The sequence below is a fragment of the Paenibacillus sp. Soil787 genome (assembly GCF_001429545.1).
Taxonomy (GTDB): domain Bacteria; phylum Bacillota; class Bacilli; order Paenibacillales; family NBRC-103111; genus Paenibacillus_E.
Map to the genome: position 1 here is coordinate 88,981 of NZ_LMSP01000034.1, position 18,976 is coordinate 107,956.

At 45.1% G+C, this 18,976-nt stretch carries 9 protein-coding genes and 2 pseudogenes; 1 reads left to right on the forward strand and 10 read right to left on the reverse strand.

The window, feature by feature from the left end:
- Window positions 1-23: 23 nt before the first annotated feature.
- Window positions 24-2,141, reverse strand: coding sequence for a TIM-barrel domain-containing protein (locus tag ASG93_RS24165; protein ID WP_056836076.1), 2,118 nt, complete (start codon window positions 2,139-2,141; stop codon window positions 24-26).
- Between the two features lie 154 nt (window positions 2,142-2,295).
- Here ASG93_RS24165 and ASG93_RS24170 point away from each other — a divergent pair, with 154 nt between their 5' ends.
- Window positions 2,296-3,186: an AraC family transcriptional regulator gene (locus ASG93_RS24170; RefSeq protein ID WP_056836078.1), complete on the forward strand. Its 891-nt coding sequence runs from the start codon at window positions 2,296-2,298 to the stop codon at window positions 3,184-3,186.
- 664 nt (window positions 3,187-3,850) lie between these two features.
- Here ASG93_RS24170 and ASG93_RS24175 read toward each other — a convergent pair.
- The 9 genes and pseudogenes from ASG93_RS24175 to sigK all read right to left on the reverse strand — a co-directional run.
- Window positions 3,851-9,936, reverse strand: a pseudogene (locus ASG93_RS24175) (polysaccharide lyase family 8 super-sandwich domain-containing protein); the annotation flags it as partial.
- A gap of 21 nt (window positions 9,937-9,957) precedes the next feature.
- Entirely contained in the window at window positions 9,958-10,107 is a 150-nt protein-coding gene (locus ASG93_RS35400) for a hypothetical protein (RefSeq protein WP_156411026.1), read from the reverse strand.
- 71 nt (window positions 10,108-10,178) lie between these two features.
- Complete coding sequence (locus tag ASG93_RS24180; RefSeq protein WP_056836081.1) at window positions 10,179-11,783, reverse strand: hypothetical protein; 1,605 nt, start codon at window positions 11,781-11,783, stop codon at window positions 10,179-10,181.
- A gap of 81 nt (window positions 11,784-11,864) precedes the next feature.
- Window positions 11,865-12,752, reverse strand: coding sequence for a carbohydrate ABC transporter permease (locus tag ASG93_RS24185; protein WP_056836083.1), 888 nt, complete (start codon window positions 12,750-12,752; stop codon window positions 11,865-11,867).
- A gap of 13 nt (window positions 12,753-12,765) precedes the next feature.
- Entirely contained in the window at window positions 12,766-13,728 is a 963-nt protein-coding gene (locus ASG93_RS24190; RefSeq protein ID WP_082615065.1) for an ABC transporter permease, read from the reverse strand.
- Window positions 13,729-13,889: 161 nt separating this feature from the next.
- On the reverse strand, window positions 13,890-15,554 hold the full coding sequence (locus ASG93_RS24195) for a response regulator (RefSeq protein ID WP_056836085.1): 1,665 nt from the start codon (window positions 15,552-15,554) through the stop codon (window positions 13,890-13,892).
- Window positions 15,526-17,331, reverse strand: coding sequence for a sensor histidine kinase (locus ASG93_RS24200; protein ID WP_056836087.1), 1,806 nt, complete (start codon window positions 17,329-17,331; stop codon window positions 15,526-15,528). Before ASG93_RS24200 ends, ASG93_RS24195 begins: the two co-directional genes overlap by 29 nt.
- 468 nt (window positions 17,332-17,799) lie before the next feature.
- A pseudogene (locus ASG93_RS24205) lies at window positions 17,800-18,219 on the reverse strand (ABC transporter ATP-binding protein); the annotation flags it as partial.
- Window positions 18,220-18,273: 54 nt separating this feature from the next.
- Entirely contained in the window at window positions 18,274-18,798 is a 525-nt protein-coding gene (gene sigK, locus ASG93_RS24210) for an RNA polymerase sporulation sigma factor SigK (RefSeq protein WP_082615066.1), read from the reverse strand.
- Window positions 18,799-18,976: the final 178 nt, after the last annotated feature.

Consider the following 18,976-nt stretch of genomic DNA (forward strand, 5'->3'; position numbering starts at 1 on the left):
AAGGACTGAACCGGACAAAGCGATTATGGCAGCTTTTTCAAACCAAAATGCCACTGTACTTCGCTGAACGTTGAAGGAAACGATGCTTCATGCCCGGTAAGTGTCCCTGTCCAGCTTCCGTCAGCGGAGCGTCTGACTTCCGCTTTTCTCCAAACGGATTCGCCACGCTCAAAGGCGAAGCTCTCCCCGTCGTCGTCATAGAGCGAGCAGCTTCCTTCCACTTCGCCGAAATGACCCAGGATGAGCGGCACTTGCTCTCCCTGCCGCGGCGCATACGCTCTCCACGGCATCATCGGAATGACGGCGCCTTCCCGAACGAAGACCGGAATCTGCTCGATTCCCGGAGCAACCCGGACAACGCTGCCGCCCTCGTACGCTTCGCCGTTTTCCAGACCATACCAGCGTCCTTGCGGCAAATAAACGTCACGCGCCTGCTCGCCGGCAAACAGCGGGGCCACAAGCAGCGAATCACCGACCATGAACTGATCGTCCCATTCCTTCTTCTTGTTCCCGCCGTAGGCAAAGTCTACGGAATCGACTTTCATGGCTGTTGCCTTGCCGCCGTCGAACTGGACGCTGCCTGTCACAAGCGGCATTGCGCGGAACGGAGGCGTACCATCCTGATGGTACTTTGCAAAGGCGGTGTACAAATAAGGCAGCAAACGCATACGCAGCTGGATATAGTGGCGGACGATATGCTCCACTTCCGGGAAACTCCAAGGCTTCGTCCCGTCGGCCCATGCGTCCAGCATCGCTAAAGGCGAGAAGCAGACCGATTGTAAACGGCGTACCCAATCCTCCACACTTGCAGATTTCCGCACCTCCGGCGTCCAAAGCAGACCGCTGAACGAACCGTTGCAAAGCGCACGGATGAACTGCCTGTGATCGTATAAGTCCGAATAAAGCACATATGGCATCGAAGAAGCACCGGCGCCGGAAGCACGGAGCAGACCATAAGTCCGCTTATTCTCCTCCCGGTACAGCTCGGTCGTCATTTTCTGGAACATCAAGCCGTACATTTGCCTCATTTGCTCTCCGTCATGTCCGGAAGGAAACTCCGCGTGAGCCGGGAACATCCACGAGTTGCCCGTTAATTCGCTGCCGTCGCATTCATCTAGCTTATAGCCGGAAACTCCAATCGAAAGGTGTTCGCGGCGGTGCTGCTCCTTGTATGCGTCTCTCGCTTCTTCCAGCGAATAATCCGGTACTAGACCACCCCACACCGAATACGAACCGGATAACTTGCCAAGCTTCTCGTAAAGTCCGGATTCCGGCGATACGTATGGATTCTCCCACAGATTGATCCGGAATCCTTCTTGATCCATTTTCGCCACAAAATGCTCGGGATCCGGATACCGGCTCTCACACCACTCGTAGGTTACCGGATAGCTCTTGCTATGCCAGCCCGGTTCAAGACCGATCACGTCGCACGGGAATTCACGCTTGCGGTATTCCAGCGCTTCCTCCATGACCTCCTTGTCTGTAAACAAGGTCGGTACCCGATGCCAAAATCCGAGCCCCCATCTTGGTGGAAGTGTACCTCCGCCGCACAACAGGTTGTACCGACGAACCACATCAAGTAGGTTGTTTCCGGCGATCACATAGACATCCGCTCCTTCCGATGGCAATAAAAATTCCATCCGTTCGGATGTAGGTGTAGCCTTCCAAAGCCCCTTTTGGTTATTTCGGTCGAATATTTGTTCTTTTCTCGTTTCTGCAAGGCGCACAGTGGAACCGAGATGAACCGTTACAATACGCGACGTATCGATCAGTATGCCGTAACCTTGATCGGAAACGACAAATGGAATCGGCGCATGGCTTTCTCCCGTATCTTGCTTAGGATCGCTGTTGACCCGAAGATACCGTGTGCGGCCCCGCTGATTCATTTTCATAAACTGCAGGCCGAGACCATACAGCTTCTCATCTGTCGTAAGCGGCGTGCTGAACAGTGTGCCGTGGTTCTTTTGCTCCAGTGTAAAATCGTCGCTTCCGAACGGAAATCCGATCTCTCCCATCTGCTTCAGCGCTTCTCGTTTCGGCTCGCTACCGATGAAGTTCAGCGGCGACAATTCCGAGGGATTGCCGATCGTTGTTTTCCAAATGCCAGGAACATGCTCCGTCCATTTCAATGTTGAGGTCATCGTTTAACCCACCCTTTTATTAAGATTTTCTATACCTCGATTTAAAGTATTTGATATCATCATAACAAAGAGAAGATGAAACCGGCTTTACCATATGGTATACTTTTTGCACTATCCTAGGATAGATTCTTTGAATACCGGAGATGGAATACAGATGACAATGCGCACAATTGACTTTAATAATATTTGCACACGTATTCTCGGCGCCGATGTTTACCCGTTTCGCCCGAACGCGAACAATGGCCCACGGCTTAACTATGCGTACGCATTCATTTATATAAAGAGCGGGAACGGCTTTGTCATCATCGACGGGAAGAAATATCGGGCGGGGCCACGGGACTTGTTCTGTATCGAGCCGGGTACGGCGCACGCTTTTGCGGCTGATGGGCTCGATCCAATGGTACATGCTTCCGTTTACGCGGACCTCGTATGGGATAGCACGTCTATGCAGAAGGGCGACAAATGGTTGAACGAATACCTCTTTGATAAATATATGCCGCATCTGTGTGCGGATCGGATCCGGTTTGCGGACGGAATTGAATTCCCCTTGCAAATATCGATTCCAACCGGTGCGGACTGGCTGGAGCCTTTTCTTTCTGTCATCTCTCACTTTGACTCGCAGGAGATCGGCGATGCGGTTCGTTTGCGTTCGTTGTTCGAGTCGTTTCTGACCGGATTTGCACGTTTCTTGGCCAATCCATACTCACCGAGCGACCTGCGCATCCGAAAAATGATCGACTGGATGCAAAACCACCTGCTTGAATCTTTTCTATTGGCCGAATGGGCGGATTCCTTTCAGTTAAGCCAGTCGTATTTGTACGAATTGTTCCGCAAAGAAACCGGCGTCAGTCCCGGTCAATATTTTATGCGGCACAGGCTGGAACATGCCAAAACCGAGCTTCGCGAATCAAACAGATCGGTTACACAAATCGCGGAAAAGCATGGTTTTGCGTCGGTGCACTATTTTTCGAGGCAGTTTTCAGCTTATTACAACGAATCCCCGAACAAATACCGGAAACGGATCATGGGAACTTATGATGCCTGACAAGTGTTGGAGCTATGTTTTGGCAATAGAGGTTACGGCTAGGATACGGCGCATTAGTATGGATGCGATGTACTTTCGAAGATGAACGACCGCATTCAGCGGAAGTTTTATCGCCAATAGGAAAGTTTGTTAAACACTTTAGTGCTTTAACAAACTTTCCTATGTGGCAAGAAAGCAAGCTGGCGCCGCTTGAATACCGCCGCCAGCTTGAAGTCCTTTTTTTCAATGCCTATATAGTAGTTTATTGAGCTCCTATCATTTTTTCGTTTACTCGCCTATCTGATCATGCGGCAACGGAATCCGTTGCGGTTGATTGATTACTGCGTTTCTTCCTGTAGATCTTTCCTCGCTACCCTCACAAGAGGAGTATAATGGGACAATTCGAATATGCCAATGTTAAATTCTTCAACCTGGATGCCTTATTTAGCAGACAATAGATATTGAGCATCCCGATTCAAGTAGTTTGCGGCCTGTTCTGAAATATGCTTGCCGCTTTGCGCCTTCACCTCGTTTACAAAATCAACCAGATCGTTCGCGGTCAATTTACTCTGCAAGCTGTTGGCGGTACCCAAGTTATCAATCCACCCATTATTCACAAAGCGTGTTACTAATGTCTGCATAGACGCGATGCTTGTCGTGGTCTGGAACGATATCGTTTGATTGNATACCCAAGTTATCAATCCACCCATTATTCACAAAGCGTGTTACTAATGTCTGCATAGACGCGATGCTTGTCGTGGTCTGGAACGATATCGTTTGATTGCCCACATTCCCTGCCATATCGCTCGCCGTTACGACATACGTATGCGAACCAAGCGGCAGCGTATAGAGAGGAATTGTTACCCCTTGCTGCAACCCAATCGTATCCAGCGTTATCGTTGTTTTGCTGTTATCGCTCCCGGACAGATTATCGCTCAGCGTAATGAAAGGTGTAATATCCGTAGAATCGCTGTAAGACCCGTACACGAGTCCGGTAACGGAGATTGCCGGCGGAGTCGAATCCAGATTAAAGCTGGTCGTTTTTGCCGTCTCTACATTCTCGGCATTGTCCGTTGAACGATAGCTGACGGTATATATGCCATCCTCTTTAAACGTTACCGGCACCGTATACGCTTGCCATGTCGTCCCGCCGTCCATACTGTACTCCGTCTTCGCTACACCCGACAGATTGTCTGCAGCGCTGAGGCTTACCGTTACCGGCTGCACATACCAGCCATTTTGCCCGGTCGTTCCGCTTGTTATCGCATTCGATACCGGCGCCGTCTTGTCGATCTGCACCGTTACGGTATGTGCGGCTTCCACATTGCCTGCCGAGTCCACGCTCCAATATACTAACGTATGCGTTCCCTCGGTAGTCAAGGTAACCGAGTTCCCGGTTTGTTGCGCGCCGCCGTCTACTTTGAAAAAGGTTGAGGCAACGCCGGAATCTGCATCAATCGCATTGAAGTTTACCTTCGTATCCTTGTTGACCCATCCCTGCGGCGCATCATCCGTTGTAACCGGAGGCGTCAAGTCTGTTGATTTCACTGCCCCATGCAATCTCAGCTCAGCCATATTGCCATACCATGCATTAGGATTGTACATACGGATATAACGGTACGATTCGGAGCCGCTAATCGCCAATGTTTGCCACTGCGCTGTAGACACCGCTGCTGTCGAGAGAGTCGTCCAATTCGCGTTATCGTTGGATCCCTGGACCACTGTACCATTAAGTCTGGTATATAAATTTTGGTCTTGCCTTCCCAGCACCTCTACACTCGAAAGCGTGGCTTGATTGCTTTTCTTAAAGTCAAAGGTAATATAGCTTCCCGATCCGCCGCCATTTAAGCGGAAATCGGAATTCGTACTTGAATTGTAATCGAATAAATAATTCACCTGTTGCAATGTTTGTGCTGCAGTTCTTCCTGAAGTAGAATCGATTAAATTGGCGATTTTCGACACATTAATCAAATCCGACTCGTCGGCAAGGTACAGAGTGGCGTCAGCTGCTGTAGAAACCGCCGGGTATCCATCCGTTCCATCTTGCAGCTTGTAATTAATAGCGTATGTTACCGGTCCTTTTGCTGCATTCGGATTCAAGGTCGCCACTGCGGTCCAGTAGATATTGTCTTGCGTGCTGACTGTTGCGTCTTGGCCTTGGATCGCAACCTTGACTTTATTAATAGCTTCTCTTGCTTTGAAGGTTAGTTTTACCGTGTTGCCTGGAACAATCCTGTTTATGACGCTCTGATCCGAACTCATCTTAGCCCATTCGACTTTGTTGTGGAATGTAACAATGCCATGCAATCTCAGCTCAGCCATATTGCCATACCAAGCATTAGGATTGTACATACGGATATAACGGTACGGTTCGGAGCCGCTAATCGCCAATGTTTGCCACTGCACTGTAGACACCGCTGCTGTCGAGATAGTCGTCCAATTCGCGTTATCGTTGGATCCCTGAACCACTGCACCCTTAATTCTGGTATATAAATTTTGGTCTTGTCTTCCCAGCACATCTACACTCGAAAGCGTGGCTTGATTGCCTTCCTTAAAGTCAAAGGTAATATAGCTTCCCGATCCGCCGCCGTTTAAGCGGAAATCGGAATTCGTACTTGGATTGTTATCGAATAAATAATTCACCTGTGTCAATGTTTGTGCTGCAGTTCTTCCTGAAGTAGAATCAATTAGATTAGTGAGATAAATCGGTGCATTAATTAAGTCAAGTGTACTGATGGTTTGTCCGCTAATCGTAATCGTCGCGGAGCCTTTTGCATCGCTGCCGTCAAGGGCTGTTGCAACCACCGTCACTTTCCCATCATTTGAAGCTGTTAGCAATCCATTGGCATCGATCACTGCTTTATCTGTCGCCGTTGTACCATCTTCTTCGTAGACGCTCCATTTGACAATTTGGTCCACGCCAGCAGGCAGAACATTAGCCTGCATTTGCAGCGAGCCATTCTTGGTAGAGATCGCATTCGCGCCTCCTGCACCATTTACAGAGATCGAAAGATCCGGAGCATATTTGGCTTTCAAGTAAGCTTCTACACGTTGCATATCTGAATCCAATAGGGCTTTATTGTAAACAAGCACCTCCGCGATATCTCCGTCTATTGTGTTACTATTATTCTGACCTAGTACAAATCCAGTCCATGGTTGAGCTAAATTTAAAAACTTATCTGCTATCTTAGTTCCATTCTTGTATAATTTCGCTTTTCCGTTGTTTGATACATACGCAATTCTATACAATCCATTCGGGACTAATGTATTAGCTACGGGTCCATCTGAAGGAATGATCCTCGGACTGATTCTGGGCCCGGTGTATATCTCCCCATTGGCTGAAGTAGTAAATAAATATTGTCCCCAGCCGCCTGCTGCACCAATGGTCTGGTTAAAACTCTTCACCGTTCGAGGTTTAAGCACAAATATCACTGTAGGTGAATTCATATTCCCCGTAACACCATTGGATAACAAATTGTCATCTACGCCATCAAACCGGATGACCGGTTTACTATTCAATCCATTGCTTACTAAGGTGGGCTGATACCCGGCAATTGCTTGAACCGCATCGTTCGCATTTCTTGATTGATCTGCCCATGCACTTACTTTGCCATACCCATCAGTTGTAACTCCCTCATCGGCTTTTAGCCATAGTTTGAGATTAGAACTTGCAGGAGGTACATATGGAGTCACTTGCACTTCAGCCAATGACAGATAGTTGGAGCCGGTTAGTTGAATTTTAACATATCTACCTTTAGCCCCTATTGCATTTACTGTCGTGCTTGGATTCGGATAGGTCGTCTGATGGTTGCTCCAGACCACATTTTGGTTTTGATCCAAGATCGAGACCACGTAATCGCCCAGCTGGTTCATACAACAAACATCGGTTCTATTGAAAATTTTAATATTGCCAATACTATAATTGCTTCCAAGATCAACCATCCACCATGGCTGGGCTTCATATGTCGTTTGTGAGACCGAACCGCCGCTGAAAGTACTGTCCGTATTTCCATCTACAGCAAGGCTTGCATTGCCATCGAGTGTTGAGCTTTGGGTGGCTGTTTTGCCATAAGCTAAATTTATAGAACCTGTAACAGCTGCGCTCAGTTCGTTCGAATTGGCACTTTCCCCGGCAGTGCTGATGGCAGAAATAACAAAATAATAATTGCCGGATAGCAGGTCCGAGAAGGTGTAGTCTGCACTTACATACGGTACGGTGATCGTATAGTTGTAGTTTCCAGGTGTTGTGCCGTACTTAATTTTATAACCCGTAGCGTTGCCGAAATTGGACCAATTCAACGTCATTTGCCCGTAATCCGATGTTGCCATGTTTAATGTAGGAGTAGCAGGCGTTGCTGCGGCTCCATAATTGAATTTGGCATTGAACGTTTTACCAAGTGAACCGTTTACTTGCACCGTCATCTTAATTGTTGGGCTCAACTGGGTTACCTGGATTCCCGGATCCAGCGAGATGATGCCTGTAGCGCTCTTATTGATCTCGATGTTGATTGTTCCCATATTGGCCTGCGTTGGATCAGAAATCCCTACATCGATAGTATTTGTCGATTGCAGTGTCGTGACAGATGCTTTTTTATCGCTTGTAATGAAGCTCGATCCGTTAACGTTCACGGATTTGGTGATATCGTTCCAAAAGTTCGCTCCTACTGCGTTCAGCGTAGTATCCTGCACAGCCTGCACATCCGTTGAATTTTCCAGGATGTTGAAATCCGGATTGCTTGCATAACTGGCCATATCCGCGGCGCTCTTATTCGGCAGCACTGCATAGGCGTAGGATGCGTTCATAGGGTTGGAGCCGTGTTCGAAGGCGAGACTCATAAAATTATTCGTATACTGCGTCGTGTTACCATATAATCCGTTTATATCGGACCACGCGCCCGTTCTTGACTCACGCAACCCGTAAAGGGCAGCCGTTCCAGGGAAATAGTAGCCGATATCGGATCCGGGCACATTCCCTTCCAGATGCGCCCATTTCACACCGCTCATCGATTCCGACCATCCGAGCGCATTCGATTTGGCCGTTCCGTTTACCGTCAGCGTGTTGTTGCCGTTGCTATTCAGCTTGCGGTTTTCTACGATCGTTTCCACATTTGCGTTGTTTGTATTCGTAATACCTGTGCCAAGAGCGACCATTTTATCTCCGAACATAAACCATGATTTCTTCCCCTGCAGCGGGCTGCCCGTAACATTGGAAAGGGAAAAATTCATGCCAGCCGAACTGTAAAGCCCATCAACTGAAGATCCCCCCGCCCAATTATCAGTGTTAAAATAAGGGGTCGATTGTTTCGGCACCCCGCTCGTGCCATCCGTTGTGGTTCCCGGCAAACGATAACTATTAACAGTCGGCCAGTAATTGCTTGAATATTGAGTCAAATCATTGTTATACAGGTTTGTCATGCCAACGCCGGTCCAATAGCCTTTAAGGTTCTCGCCGTTCATAACCTCTGCAGCAGAAATACGGTCCGAAAACAAGCTAAGTCCGAATGCAAATCCTGGACGTTGATGAACTACTCGACTCATACTCGCAAATACTTTGCTTCGGATCAACTCGCCGCCCGGCGTAATCGAAGAATCGCTCATTGTCGATTTCAGAAGCGTAGTATCAGAAATAGAGCCGCTATACAAGAAGGTGGTATCCTCCTGAATCCATGCTTTAGCCATACTTTTGAATAATGCCGCTTTATCAGGTGGCGCTGATAGAGCCAAGCGTAAAATCGAAATGATTATCCCTTTGCCAGCCCCATGATCTCCCGATCCTGGTCTCGATATCGACCTCCCACTTACCATGTCCATCAAGGCACCTTTATACATTAGAGGTTGAATGGATTCAGTGACAAATTTATAGACGTTATTGACGACATTGGGATCGATAATTGCCCATGTTGAACCATTTAATAGAAAAAGTAATTTAGACATATCATCTAACAATACAGTCCCGTAGCCCCCCGTATATGCAATAAATTGGTGGAAAACGTATGAGCCGTCCGGATAAGGTCCTTCAGATGCGGAAACAGTGTCGAAAATCTCGCTGCTGAGTGCATCCCGGGCAGCGCTGATTTTGTCACTGGACTTGCCGAGGATACCCCGAAGCGCTACAATTAATGCTCTATCCGCTCGGTTTGCCCCTGTAGATACATATCCTATCCAAACGGTCGGATCGGGTGCAAATCGGTCAAGCGCCTTAACATAATTGCTAACTTGCGTTGCCGTTAATTGATCATACATAAGAATCGTGGCATTTGCCAATGTAAGAGGAGCACCAATTTCCATATCCCAGCCGCTACACACACTATCGCTCACAGGTGGTGTATTCTCATTATATTTATTCGTATACATCCAATCCAAACCATTGACAATGTCAGTCTTTAACGCCTCGTTCTGATAGAGGGCGGAGCCTTTTGTGGAGTAGGCAAGCGCCATTCCTCTCAAACGCGAGAAATTAGAAAGAGGCGAACAATTGGCTGCTGTATCGCTCCATAAATAAGTCCTGTTCGAATCTTTATTCAAGGTATCCCAGGACCCAAAAGCGCCATCGGTGATGATTTGGATCCTATCGGCAATATCCGGATCCGTAACAGGTGTACTATAGCCGGAGCTCCCGGTGAATAAGTCGAACCACTTCATCCGTAGCGTATCATATTCGTCAGAAGCGGCGGATGCTTTACCTGCGAATGTAATAAAGGGCAAGAAAAAAGCCGAAAGCATCGTGATGAGAAGTAAGATATTGATCCTCTTTATTTTTTTGTGTGTCATAATTAAACCACCTCTCGATTTTTAAATAAATTTTACCCTCAACATGCGCCGAAGCAGATGAGACATAGGTATGTCGCAAATATGGAAGCGCTTTCCTAATTTCCCATAATCAAAGTCGTATAGCTTCCAATGTAAACGGTCCGTGCCAAGCTGCATCAATAAATTGAACATATTTATTTCCTCCTTTCAGTCAGTTATTTATTAGAATAGCAGACTCTACTATGTAGAGCCTGCTTCTACCGCTACTTCAAGTAAAGACGATTAGCTGCCTCCGTTGCATCATTGCCCCATTCTTGCTTCCATTGTCCGATAAATTTATCGAAATCGTTAAGCGTTTTGGAGCCAATTATCACTTGGGCAAACATCCCACCCCACTCATCATACTTCGCCTTTCTTTTAACATCCAAATTCTCTCCCGATTGGCTAATAAGGGGGCCACTCACCCAACTGATTGCCCAATCTGTGTTTTCTCGAGAATAAATACCGGAAGGATCCTCGGCATATTTCTTAAGATTATCCGTGTAATTCTTACTCTTGATTGTTTTCACTAAATCCCAGTTAACACCAGGACTTCCAGCTGCTGTGAACCATTCAAAACCTTCCTTTACTTTGCCGTCCGAGTTGTTGAACTCTTTCTTGATAACAGGAATTCCATTAACGATATCATACGTTTTTCCTTCTATTCCGTAGCTTCTAAGCATGTAGATTTCTTTATCGTTAAACAATTTGTCAACGACACCCATTACGGCATGCAACTTGTCCGGATCTTTCTCAAGCGCTTTGCTGAAGCTGACTCCTTTAATGCCAACAAGTTCGTAAGCGCTAAGTGCCGGCTTAACATTATCCTTCCATTTAGGAAAAGGAGCCCATTGAATCTTGAGCTTTGGATTTTTTGCAGCTAATGAATCGAAGATGGATCCCAAGGACCCTTCCGTATAAGGTGCATTGATAACATTGTCAAGCTTTGCGTATTGGTAGGAAACCGTATTCCCGTTAATCCATTCATTATCAAGTGCAGCTTTATCCATGGTAATCCACTCGGGATTAATATAACCCGCCTTGTACCAACGTGATAGAAGTTCAAGCGCATCGCGCATTTCGGGCATATAGGGTCCAAATACCAGCTTGTTGTCCTTTTTTTGCCAAGAATCGTAGGATGTTCCGAAAGCAGCGATGAACGAATAGAACGATTGGTATATCAAGTCTTTGCCTCGAGCGGTAATGGGATATTTGTTAGGATATTTTTGTTTATATGCTTTAAGAAACACTTCCCAATCATTAAGAGTTTTGGGCATCTGTAACCCAAACTCATCCAACAAGTCCTGACGGATGACAAGTCCATAGGGGTAAGTCAGCTCTTTATTACCCATTGAGATTGTTGCCAATTTTCCGTCAACAGAGAAACGATCGAACACGGTCTGTTTATCGTAACCTTGTTCTTTATATTGTTTAATCGCAGCCTCATAAGTAAGCGGCATGTATTTTTTCAGATCATCTTCCGTAAATTTCGCTGTCCCGTTCTTCTTTATATCTTCTGTATAGGGACTGAAAACGTCCGGCAAATCGTTCGAGGCATAGTAAAGATTCAACTTCTGTTCGTAATCAGGGGCATCAGGGACTGCTGTAACCTTCAAATCCTGTCCCAGCTTTTGTGAAATGGTCTTCATGGCCTCCGAATCTGGATTCGGTTGAATACGTGAGGTATAGATATTGATCGTATACTTTTTCTGTCCCGCCGGCTTATTTGTTTCTTGAGTCTTGGGAGCAGATGATGTTGAGCAGCCGGCTAACATCCCCGAGACGATTACCGTTGCCAGTATTGCTGATAACCCATTTTTTTTCTTCATTGCTTGACACCCCTCAATTGATATTTTTATATAAAGGCTTTGCCCTTACATACTGCTATACTGCATGAACCAGGACAGGATTCAGCCTTTGACGGCACCAACCAAGATCCCTTTGACAAAATATTTTTGCAAGAATGGATAGACGCATACGATCGGCAAGATAACAACCATAAGAATTGCCGCTTTAATCGATTCGGGCGTATACTGCTGACCTTGCAGATCAACAGCAAGTTGAGGATCCAGCCCCGACGTCTGATTGGCATCGTTAAGCACTTCACGCAATACAATCTGCAGCACTTTGATTTTGTTGTCTGTTATATAAATAAGGGCATCAAACCATGCGTTCCAATGGCCGACCAGCGTCCATAATGTAACTGTCGCAATGACAGGAGCGGAAAGAGGGATAATGATCCGAAAGAAAATAAACAGATCATTGGCTCCGTCCATGCGCGCGCTCTCCTCTAGCTCATCCGGAATGGAATAGTAAAAATTTCGTAATATGATGATATTCCAAGCAGTTACTAGACCAGGCAGGATAAGGGACCATACAGTATTCGTCAGGTGGAGGTTCTTAACCAAAAGGTATGTCGGGACCAAGCCGCCTCCGAAAAACAACGTGAAAACCACGATCCACATCCAAACTTTGCGCCCCCACAAATATACCTTTGCAAGCGGATAGGCCATCATCGAGGTCACGAGCACAGTGAGCAGCGTACCTGCAATGGTACGATAGGCCGTCCAATAGTAAGCCTTGTAGATCGTATCCCCGATAAATATTCGTTTGTAGGCGTCAAGCGTTGGATGCAGCGTATAGAGATGCAAACTAATGAGCTGCGCTTCCGCCGGTTGGCTAAAGGACAATACCAATTGCTGCCAGAAGGGATAAAGTATAGTAAGTGACAAGACCATAAGAATCGTAATATTCATGAAATCGAAAGTCTTCTCTGATCTGTTCTTTTGTATTGTCATCGTTTGCTCCTGTCTACCAGATCGAGTGGTCAGTAAATTTACGGACAAGCCAGTTACTTGATACAACAAGAATCATTGCAACGACCCCCTTACACAGTCCTACTGCCGTGCCGAAGCTATATTGAAAATCAGCAAGCCCAATACGATATACATAAGTATCGATAATGTCCGCCACGCCATAAACGACCGGATTGTATAAGTTCAAGATTTGATCAAAGCCAGCATCAAGCACATTCCCAAGCTGCAATATAAACAGGATGCTGATTACGGGAAGCAAGCTAGGCAAGGTGATATGCAGCATTTGCTTGAATCGACCGGCCCCATCCATTTTTGCTGCCTCGTAAAGCTCCCCGCTTATTCCGGCAATAGCCGCCAAGTAAATAACGCTTCCATATCCAAACTCTTTCCAAATATTTGAGGTCACTACAATGGCAAGAAAAGAACCGGGTTGCGTTAGAAGAACTTTCGTTTCCCAATCAAAAAGCTTAGAAATCAATCCATAAAGACCATAGCTTGGCGATAATAATTGAAAAATCAATCCAGAAATAACGACCCAGGATAAGAAATGGGGCAAGTACGAAATGGTCTGGAAAATCCGTTTTGCTTTCTTGCGCGTCACCTCATTTAACAATAATGCAAACACGATAGGCGCAGGAAAAGCGAAAAGCAGATTTAACATACTGATCCTTAACGTATTAAATAAAATGTGCATGACGGCATCTGATTGAAATATCCGATTGAAATATTTCATCCCTGCCCAAGGGCTCCCTAAGATCCCATCCATCGGATTGAATTCCTTAAAAGCTAACACGACTCCGTACATTGGGATATATTTAAAAACAATAAAATAGATCAATCCCGGTAGCAGGAGCAGAAACAGGTACTTTTGCCTGGCAAGCTGGATACATGTTTGGGCTAGCTTCGTCTTGGGCACAACCATTATCTGTTTATCTACCTGTGCCAGTTGTTGGTTCATCAGCGGTTCCTCCTTAACTCCTTTTTGTACTCTTATTTTAACAACCAATACCTATTCATGAGAATGATCGTATTATGTATTTCATGATCAAATCATACCTAACCGCATTCATTTTGCAAGTTACGACAAAAAAAGACCCCCTATGGAGTCTCATTTTCGAGCTATCTTGTTTTTCCCGTTGAGAATTCTTTGGGACTAATACCCGTTACCTTTTTGAACATTCGGCTGAAATGCTCGGTGCTTCCGTAACCAACCGCTTCAGCGATCTCGTAAATTTTAAGCATGCCTTCCGTCAGCAATAATTTGGATCGCTCAATCCGGTATTGATTCAAATATTCCGAGTAATTCACACCCAGTTCCTTCTGAACCAGTCTGCCTAAGTAAGCGCTGGTTATACCGAGCTGCTCTGCAGCAGATTGTAAAGTGATCTGATCTTTGAAATGTTCTTGTACGTACTTGATTAGTTGCCTTACCTGACTGTTCCCGGTTTCCATTTCCTTTGCGATTCTTTCCAGAATTTCTTTCAGCCGGCGATTCAATTCAGGTATGGCTTCTTGATCGTAAATATATTCGTTAAAACTTTGAATCAGATCATCACATGCATTTCTCATCCCATACTTTTCAACGAAATCCGTAAGAACAAAGGTGTATTTCTCATAAAGTCTGAGTATCTCGCGAAAGTTCTCCGGAGTCACATGATCAGGATGTACAATTAAAGATTCGAGTGTTTTCAATAACAGCCCAGGCTGGAACGCAGACAATGCATTGCGCAAAAGATCCACTCTTTCATAACTATTAAAGGGAGCAGCAGCATTTGTCCTTACCCCGGTTTTTTGAATATCCTCCTCAAAAAACAACTTGCCTTTTCCCTGAGTAAATCGGAATTGACATGCCTCTATCGCTTGTGCATATAACTTCGGAATTGTGTCTGCTCCCGGTTTCTCCATAGCGAATCCGCCCGAGATTCGAAGGCGGAAGTAATGTTCGAGTGAGGACGAAAGTCTTGAAAACAGCTGAACCCAACTTGATCGTTCCGGGTCACTCTTTCCATTCACTATGGTAAGCAGAATAACGAACGTTCCGGATCCGTTGTAGAAAAGGTCTGCTTCCCCTTCAGTATTCTCCAATATTTCTTCTATCACATTCGAAGCCGCAAAAGCTAACAGCTGTTCATCTCCATTCCATCTTAGTTCAAGCAGTTTATGAAAATTATCTGACGCCACGTATAATATGGCATGGCAACCTCGGTCATAACGAATATTTAAATAGTCCTTCCTCTGTGCCAGAAACTGCTCTTCCGTAACATAACCAATACAGAATCCGCGAAGAAGCTGCTCTCTGATGTGTCTCCGATTGCGGAACAGCTCATTGTCCGCATCCTTCAAGCGGTTCAAATCCGACTCCGAAAAACCTTCCAGCTTCACAAGCTGCTCCAGTTCCTTGCGCTCTGTTTCTAACTGCCTCGTTAGAGCGTTCAACAAGGTTATAAAGGATTTTGGATCCAGTTCCGTCTTTAAAATGTATTCCGAAGCACCCAATCGCAGGGCTTCCCGAACCAGTTCAAAATCATTATAAGAACTCAGCACCACTACTTTGGCATCACAACCAATCTTCCTTACTTGTCGAATGAGTTCGAGACCATCCATGAAGGGCATTTTGATATCGGTCACGAGAAGATCTGCACCGTTACTTTTTACCGCCTCCAGTGCTTGCACCCCATCAAAAACTTGTGCCGTAACCACATAACCATATTGTTCCCACGGAATAAGCTGATATACTGCCTTCACCACCATCCGATTATCGTCCGCTATAATGACTTTTTTCAAGGGATGACCTTCCTTCCTTATCTAAGTAGGGCAATCTAACCAAAGCCTCTGTCCCCTTACCTGGGACACTGAGTAACGTTACCCCATACTGGGGGCCGAAATACAATTTCAAGCGTTGGTCGACGTTCCGGACACCGATTTTGTTTAAACGGTCTGGCAGTCGATCCTCCCCTGACATAATTTCCTCAATCATATCTTTACTCATTCCTACTCCGTTGTCACAAACTGATATAAGCAAATCTTCCCCCACCTTCCTTACCTTTATGGACAAGATAGGATCTGCTGGGGCCGAATTTAAACCGTGAAAAAGCGCATTTTCTACAAGCGGCTGCAAGAGTAGATTCGGCATATACACATCCATTACCTCTTCATTTATCTCGACCTCAAATCCCATCTCGCCCATATATTGCATCTTATGAATCCGAATGTAATCTTTGATATTGGCTAATTCCGATCTAACGCGAATCAGCTGTCCTGAGCTTCCAAGGGTCCTCTGAAACAACCTGGCCAACACATGCAGCACCTCGGCTACCTCACTGGCTCCTTGTGTAAGGGCATATAATCGAATAGAGCCAATTGTATTATTCACAAAATGAGGATTGATTTGGTACTGAAGCATATGCAGTTCGATCTCCCCTCTCCGTTTCTCCTCATCGATAAGCTGTGCAACGGATTCCTTCAACCGAACGGCCATATAATTAAAAGAATTTGCCAGAATATTAAATTCATAATCAAAGTTTGGCTCGATCTGAATATCAAATTTCCCATTCTGTATCTGCCTCATCGCCTCTACTAGCTTTCGTACTGGTCTTGAGAGCTTTCGTGAGATAAACCAAGATAAGAATAGTAAAATAAGAAACAGTAGGACGCTGAGAATCACAGTCGAATTGGCAATAAGCTGAATTTTTCCTATAAATGCCTCCTGGGGAATGATCTGAATGACCTGCATATCCCATTGAGGAAGACGGTAATACCCAATCATCACCTGTTTCCCATTCATTACAGAGGGGTAGCTTCCATTCAGTGTATTTTCAGGTAATTCCGTTACTCCCTCAATATTAAGACGACTTCCAATTCTCTCACTATCCGTATGGGAAAGAATTTGTCCTCTTAGGTCACTAATCATAACGGTATCCTTTCCTTGTTCATTTCCATTTCGAAAAATATCCGAAAAAAACTTTTCTGGAACAAATAAGAATACGCCTGCTTCTTCATTATGAATATCCATATCCATATTATTGTAAAGTCTTCGTCCGAATACAAAGTAGTTTTCCTTTACTCCAGAATCCTTATTGATCATCTGCATCGCTTGCACCTGAACACTGCCTTTGTGTGCCATCACGGTTTCGTACATATTTGTATTACCAAGATCCTGCAGATAATTGCTTTGAACTCCCCTAAAGCTGTATACCAACTGTTTATTTTTATAAAATGCGACCGCTGCGACAGAATCTTCGCGTAGAAATAGACCGTTCATGATGATGTCGAATTTTCGGTAAACATCCCAGGTCTGAACCGTTGTCCGGTTAAAATCGTTATTGAATAAATACGCATTGAGTTCAGTCGAGGAGACCATAAAATCCATATATTTTAGGTACGTCCGTTGTTGAAAATCAAGGTTCTTGCCTATTTGTTCGAGGGTTGTCTGCATCGCTTGTGCGGAAATCTGCTTCGCGGCGTTAACAGAAATGCGATAAGCGTACGTCCCCATTGTAATTACCGGCAGTAAAGACACTAATATAAACATAATCAACAATTTGGATTGAACCGTTTTCAAAACGCAGCTGTCCTCCCATCATAGGCACCATGATAAGGTTATCATTGTTGCCATACATGCTATTTGGTGAATTGTTTCCCCAAACACCATTCTATCAAGGATTTGAACCTTTTTGTTAAAAAGTTGAGATGATTGACGCTCTGTTTCGTTCTAATTTATTTTCATCACAAAATGAGTTTGTTGAGTTTTAGCAATTCCGAAAAAGGGAAAGATGGTAAGAAGACCACAATTAAGGATGCTGCTCCATGTCGGAAACCCTCATATCAAAGACGATCTTGTACGTTACTTTATTGCTGTTAGTTATTCAGATATTGACAGAATGTCAATCATTTCTTCCAAAATATGATTTTACATTTATTGCTTGAGCAAGCAAGTTACTAGTACTATTTCTCTGAGCATCATTTACTTAAATAACAAAAGAAGCCCTGAGCTGCATTTTATGCATTGATCTAGGCTTCTTTTGTTTATATTATTATTCAACGTTCGCGCAATAGCAACACGCTGCTGCTGTCCGCCGGATAACTCCGATGGAAAATGCCTCTTGCGATCCAGCAAGTCCACCGCTTCCAGTGCATGTAAAACAAGCGGCTCTCTTTCCTTTTTGCTCAGTCCCCGATAAATCAAAGACAACTCCATATTCTCATAGGCACTTAATCTCGGCAGCAAGTTAAAGCTTTGAAAAACACCATCCAGGTCATAGATACCTTTATCAACAACATCCAAAAACCCAATGATGTTCATCAGTGTGGATTTGCCGGAACCTGAAGGCCCCATGATGGCCACGAACTCTCCATGATCAATATCTATCGAGACATCATCTAATGCTTTAATCGTTTCCTCGCCCATTATATAATACTTACTGGCATTCTCGATATGGATTAAAGTCATTCATTTCGCCTCCATTACTTGAACCCAAATAAATGAAGTATCGATTCATAACCCTTACCTTTTTGCCTTATAAAACTCATGATACAGCTTCATCAGCGCCCGCTTCTCAATCCTCGACACATAGGAGCGACTGATCCCGAGCTCCTTCGCAATCTCCCGTTGCGTGCGTTCTTCCCCGCCAAGCTCCAGACCAAACCGGCCAACGACGACTTCCTTCTCGCGATCATCCAAGATTTCCAAGTTCCGATAGATTTTGCTCTTCTCTATCTTGAGCTGCACCTTATCCACGACGTCATCGGCTTCCGTGCCGAGGATGTCGATCAAAGTAATTTCATTCCCCTCTTTGTCCGTTCCAATGGGATCATGCAAGGATACATCTTTGCGCGTTTTCTTCAACGAGCGAAGATGCATAAGTATTTCATTCTCAATGCAGCGAGCCGCAAACGTCGCGAGCTTGGTCCCTTTGTTCGGCGAAAACGATTCGATCGCTTTAATCAATCCAATCGTCCCAATCGAGATCAAATCCTCGAGATCTTCTCCTGTATTATCGATTTTTTTGAGGTTGTGAACACAAAGCAACGTAAATGTTCCCTAATGATTTCCTTATTCAGTGGAACTTTATGTTTTCTTGGAGCCTTTATTTTTATTTTGAGGGTAAGATTGGATGCAATGGTGTCAGTGTTTATAGAGGAAGCCGAATGAAACAAACACCCTATCTCAAAAATCGTATCACGCGATTTTCAGATAAGGTGTTTAG

Excerpts from the sequence above, each read along its gene's own strand:
- ASG93_RS24165 (WP_056836076.1), bottom strand. The coding sequence starts at position 2,141 with ATGACCTCAACATTGAAATGGACGGAGCATGTTCCTGGCATTTGGAAA.
- ASG93_RS24170 (WP_056836078.1), top strand. The coding sequence starts at position 2,296 with ATGACAATGCGCACAATTGACTTTAATAATATTTGCACACGTATTCTC.
- ASG93_RS35400 (WP_156411026.1), bottom strand. The coding sequence starts at position 10,107 with ATGTTCAATTTATTGATGCAGCTTGGCACGGACCGTTTACATTGGAAG.
- ASG93_RS24180 (WP_056836081.1), bottom strand. The coding sequence starts at position 11,783 with ATGAAGAAAAAAAATGGGTTATCAGCAATACTGGCAACGGTAATCGTC.
- ASG93_RS24185 (WP_056836083.1), bottom strand. The coding sequence starts at position 12,752 with ATGACAATACAAAAGAACAGATCAGAGAAGACTTTCGATTTCATGAAT.
- ASG93_RS24190 (WP_082615065.1), bottom strand. The coding sequence starts at position 13,728 with ATGAACCAACAACTGGCACAGGTAGATAAACAGATAATGGTTGTGCCC.